This is a genomic window from Streptomyces sp. NPDC002926 (assembly GCF_053591755.1).
In genome coordinates this window covers 1-5,187 of record NZ_JBSFUK010000073.1, presented here as the reverse complement: position 1 = coordinate 5,187, position 5,187 = coordinate 1, and the positions used below count along the sequence as shown (strand labels likewise).

General features: G+C 71.1%; 3 protein-coding genes. All 3 read left to right on the top strand.

Features of this window, described 5'->3' with window-relative positions:
* Positions 1–3,197 (top strand): type I polyketide synthase (locus ACWDZ6_RS33235; RefSeq protein ID WP_451505808.1); only part of this gene is annotated, 3,197 nt, incomplete at its 5' end.
* A gap of 200 nt (positions 3,198–3,397) precedes the next feature.
* A complete protein-coding gene (locus ACWDZ6_RS33230) occupies positions 3,398–4,297 on the top strand; it encodes a proline iminopeptidase-family hydrolase (RefSeq protein WP_451505807.1) in 900 nt (299 codons plus the stop codon).
* 31 nt (positions 4,298–4,328) lie between these two features.
* Positions 4,329–5,187, top strand: an 859-nt coding sequence (locus ACWDZ6_RS33225; RefSeq protein ID WP_451505806.1) for a beta-ketoacyl synthase N-terminal-like domain-containing protein, incomplete at its 3' end; no start/stop codon positions are given.

The following is a 5,187-nucleotide window of genomic DNA, read 5'->3' as shown; positions in this document are numbered from 1 at the left end:
CGGATCTGACGGGGTACGGCGAGGTGGCGGAGCTGGTGATCAGTGATCCGCTGGTACTGCCCGGGCACGGTGGTGTGGATGTGCAGGTGCAGGTGCAGGTGCAGGTGGTCCGGGACGGGGAGCAGGCCGAGGTTTCCATCCACTCCCGCCCCGGTCAGGACACCGACTGGACCACCCACGCCACCGGCACCCTCACCAACCCAACGACGGACGGCGCCGACTCCGATCTGACCGTCTGGCCGCCCGAGGCGGCGACGCCGATCGACAGCGACGACGTGTACGCCGAACTGTTCGAGCAGGGCTATGAATACGGTCCGGCGTTCCAGGGCCTGCGCGCGGCCTGGCGGCACCTCGACGACGTCTACGCAGAGATCGCGCTGCCCGAGGAAATCGACGTCTCGGCACACACCGTTCACCCGGCGCTGCTCGACGCTGCTCTGCACGGTCTGCGCTTCGGGGTGCACGGAGACCGGGCGCCGCGCTCGCGCCCCATGCTGCCCTTTGCCTGGCAGGGCGTACGGCTGGTCCGCACCGGTGTTCGCGAACTACGGGTGCGGCTCTCGGCCCGCGGGGCCGATGCGGTCCGCGTCGAGTTCGCGGACGGCGCCGGGCGGCCGGTCGGTGTGATCGACTCACTCGTGCTGCGCGAGGTCGGTGACGCAGTCGCCCGGGCCTCGGACACGCTGTTCGAGGTGACATGGATGCCGGCCGCGGTGACCCCGCTCGCGGGCTCCGGCCCCGTGCCTGTGGTCCCGTCGGCCGAGCTCGACACCGCCTCCGGCCCGGTCGTCGTCGCCGACTGTGTACCTGCCGGGGACACGGTCCCGGCGGCCGCGCTGGATCTCGCCGTAGCGGTGCTCGACGCCGTCCGCGGCTGGCTGGACGACCCCGAGCGTTCCGGAGCCACGCTGGTCCTGGTCACCCATGGCGCGGTCGGTCCGGAAGGCGCCACCGCGACGGAGGTCGCGGCCGCTCCGGTCTGGGGACTCGTCCGGGCCGCGCAGTCCGAGCACCCCGGACGCTTCGTGCTGGTCGACGCCGACGACCCCGCCTCGGTCGACCCCGGAGTCTGGCGAGCCGTCGCCGCATCCGGCGAACCAGAGTGGGCACTGCGCGACGGCCGATGGCACCAGGCGCGGCTCGGCCGGCTGGGCACGTCGGACCCCGACGGTGCGCCCGACTGGGGTGGTGGGTCGGTGTTGATCACGGGTGGTACGGGTGGGTTGGGTGCTTTGGTGGCGCGGCATCTGGTGGTGAGCGGTGGTGTGGAGAGGTTGGTCCTGGTGAGTCGGCGGGGTGCCGATGCGCCGGGTGCGGCGGAGCTGGTCGGGGAGTTGACGCGGGCCGGGGCGAGTGTGCGGGTGGAGGCGTGTGACGTCGCGGACCGGGCGGCGCTCGCCGCTGTGGTCGCCGGTATCGGGGATCTGACGGGCGTCGTGCACGCGGCGGGCATCGCCGACAACGGCATGATCACCGCCATGACCCCGGACCGTCTCGCCCCGGTGCTCGCTACCAAGGCCGACGCGGCTTGGTATCTGCACGAGTTGACGGCATCGCTGCCGATCTCGGCCTTCGTGCTGTTCTCTTCCGTCGGCGGTTCGCTGCTCGCGGGCGGCCAGTCCGCGTACGCCGCCGCCAATGTCGCCCTCGACAGCCTGGCCGCACACCGGAATGCCCTCGGCCTGCCCGCGACTTCGATCGCCTACGCGCTGTGGCAGGCCGAGACCGGCATCAGCCAATGGCTGACCGAGATCGACCTCCAGCGGATGCGCCGCAGCGGCATGCCGCCGCTGACCGAGCAGGAGGGTCTCGCCGACCTCGACGTCGCGGTGGCGTCCGACCGGCCTGCGGTGCTCTCCATGCACCTGGACATCGCGACGCTGCGCCGGTTGTCCGACCGGCCGCATCCCATGCTCCGCGCGCTGGTGCCCGCGCCGCGGGTGGCGCGTACGGCCGGGCCGGAGCCGGACGACACTGCGCGGCTGCGGCTGCGCGAGCTGTCCGGGACGGAGCAGCTGGCCGAGCTGCGCCGGCTCGTCCTCGGGCGGGTCGCCGCAGTGCTCGGCTTCGAGAACGAGGCGGACGTCGACCCCCAGCGTGACTTCCTCGAGTCCGGTTTCGACTCGCTGGCCGCCATCGAGCTGCGCAACCAACTGAACAAGGCGCTCGGATTGCAGCTCCCGGCCATGGCCGTCTTCGACGGGCAGAATCCCGAGCAGCTGGCCGCCCTGATCCAGGCGGAGTTGGTCGGCGGGGGCACCGGCGCAGGCACCGAATCCGGCGCGGGTGCAGCCGTCGACGCCGGTGCGGCCGCCGCCCGTACGGCCGACATCGTCCCGGAGCCCGCCGGGTCCGACTCGCTCAGCGCGCTGTTCCGTGAGGCGGTGCTGGCCGGCAAGGTCAGCAAGGCGTTCACCGTCCTGCGGGCCGTGGCCGAGCTTCGTGACAGCTTCGAGTCCTGCGACGAGCTGACCACCCTTCCGGCGACGGCCCGGCTGGGCGACGGACACGGCAGCCCCCGCGTCGTCTGCGTCTCGACGCCGATGGCCGGCGGCGGCCTGCACCAGCACGCCAAGTTGGCGTCGCACCTGCGCGGGGCACGTCCGGTCTCGGCGCTGGCCCTGCCGGGATTCGGCACCGGCGAGCCCCTGCCCGCCTCCGCGGAAGCTGTCGTGCAGGTCATGGCCGCGAACGTGCTGGCCGCGTCCGAGGGCGAGCCGTTCGTGCTGCTCGGATACTCGTCCGGCGGCCTGATCGCCTACGCCACCGCGCACCACCTGGAGCAGGTCCACGGCGTCGTACCGGCGGGCGTGGTGCTGCTGGACAGTTACCGCGTGCAGGACGAGGCGATGGTGGTCGGCATGGACCGGCTCGCGCGGAGCCTGCTGGAGGTCGAGGAGACCGTCGGCCGTTACGACAACACGCGGTTGTCGGCGATGAGCCGATACTTCGACATCCTGCCGGACTTCAAGCTCGACTCCGTGACGGCACCGGTGCTGTTGGTCGGGGCGACCGGCGACTTCCTGGACCGTCCGCAGGACGACGGCGACCTGAGCGACCTGCGGGCCCAGCCCTGGGACCCCGACCATGAGCTGCGGCCGGCGCCGGGGAGCCACTTCACGCTCATCCAGGACAACGCCGACACCACGGCAGCCATCGTGGAGGACTGGCTCCGGGAGCGCGTCCACCAGGGATAGCCGCCCGTAGCCTCCGCCCGGCCGCCAGCGGTCTTTAGGGGGAACGGTGCCCCCTACTGGGGGCCGCAGCGGGTCCGTCGGCCCGTACTCATCACTAACGTCGCATTCGACGCTGGACCTGCCGGCTGTGCGTGCCGTGCCGATCCCGTCGGCACAGACGCGGCACAGACGCGGCACCGCGGTCCGGAAGGGGAAGTCGCATGGCGCTGGCACCGAGTGCACGGGGAACCGTGGCCTTCGGACCGTACCGGACCTGGTACCGGGTGACCGGGGACCGTACGTCGGCCCGGCCGACCGTGGTGCTGGTGCACGGCGGACCGGGCAGTACGCACGACTACCTGCTGAGCCTGGCCGCGCTGGCCGAGCACGGCTGGCCTGTCGTCCACTACGACCAGATCGGGAACGGCGGCTCCACACATCTGCCGCACGCGGGCGCGGACTTCTGGACCGTGCAGCTGTTCCTCGACGAGCTCGACAACCTGGTCCGATCGCTCGGGATCGCCGACAACTTCGTGCTCTTCGGCCAGTCGTGGGGAGGCATGCTCTCCTCGGCCTACGCCGCCGGAAGGCCGGAGGGCCTGCGCGGGCTGGTCGTGGCCAACTCGCCGGCGTCCTACCCGCTGTGGGCCGAGGAACTCGCCGTTCTGCGCGCGCAGTTGCCGCCGGGCGTCAACGAGGCGCTGCTGGCACACGAGAAGGCCGGGACGACGGACACCCCCGACTACCTCGACGCCATGAATGTCTTCTACGACCGCCATGTCTTCCGGCTGCCGTCCAAGCCGCACGAACTCACCGCGTCGCTGATGGAGATCGCCAACGATCCGACCGTCTACTTCACGATGAACGGACCTAGCGAGTTCCACGTCGTAGGCACGCTGCGGGACTGGTCGGTCATCGACCTCCTGCCCCGGATCGAGGTCCCCACCCTGCTCATGTCCGGGCGCCACGACGAGGTGACCGTGGGCGCGGTGCAGCCCTACTTCGACCTGATCCCCGATGTGCGCTGGGAGGTCTTCGAGGAGTCGAGCCACGGCCCGCACCTCGAGGAACCCGCGCTGTTCATGAAGGTGCTCGTCGAGTACCTGCGTTCGCTGGACTGAGCCGAGCACACCGAGCAGAACACGAGGACCCGTGGACAACCAGGTTGACCAGCTGGTCGAGGCGCTGCGTAACTCCCTGATCGAGAACGAGCGGCTGCGCGAGGCCAACGACGCGCAGCTCGCGGCAGCGACGGAACCGATCGCGATCGTGTCCATGGCCTGCCGGTTCCCGGGTGGCGTCGGAACGCCCGAGCAACTGTGGCAGGTCGTCGCCGACGGGGTGGACGCGGTGTCCACGTTCCCGACCAACCGCGGCTGGGACGTCGACGGTCTCTACGATCCCGAGCCGGGCATCGAGGGCAGGACGTACACGCGCGAGGGCGGTTTCCTGCACGACGCCGACCAGTTCGACCCCGCCTTCTTCAACATCAGTCCCGGCGAGGCGCTGATCATGGACCCGCAGCAGCGCCTGCTGCTGGAGGTGGCACAGGAGGCGTTCGAGCGGGCCGGGATCCCGCACCGCGCACTCAAGGGCAGCCGGACGGGTGTCTTCGCGGGTGTGATGTACCACGACTACGGGCTCGGCGACGACGACGGCAGCACCAGCGGCGGCAGCGTGGTGTCCGGCCGGGTGGCGTACTCCTTCGGGCTGGAGGGGCCGGCGGTCACGGTGGATACGGCGTGTTCGTCGTCGTTGGTGGCTATGCACCTGGCGGCGCAGGCTCTGCGTTCGGGTGAGTGCTCGCTGGCGCTGGCCGGCGGCGTCACGGTGATGTCGACGCCCGAGGTTTTCATCGAGTTCAGCCGGCAGCGTGGGTTGTCGGTGGACGGTCGGTGCAAGGCGTTCGCGGAGGGGGCGGACGGTACGGGTTGGGGTGAGGGTGCGGGTTTGTTGTTGCTGGAGCGGTTGTCGGATGCGCGGCGGTTGGGGCATCCGGTGCTGGCGGTGG

Excerpts from the sequence above, each read along its gene's own strand:
- ACWDZ6_RS33230 (WP_451505807.1), top strand. The coding sequence starts at position 3,398 with ATGGCGCTGGCACCGAGTGCACGGGGAACCGTGGCCTTCGGACCGTAC.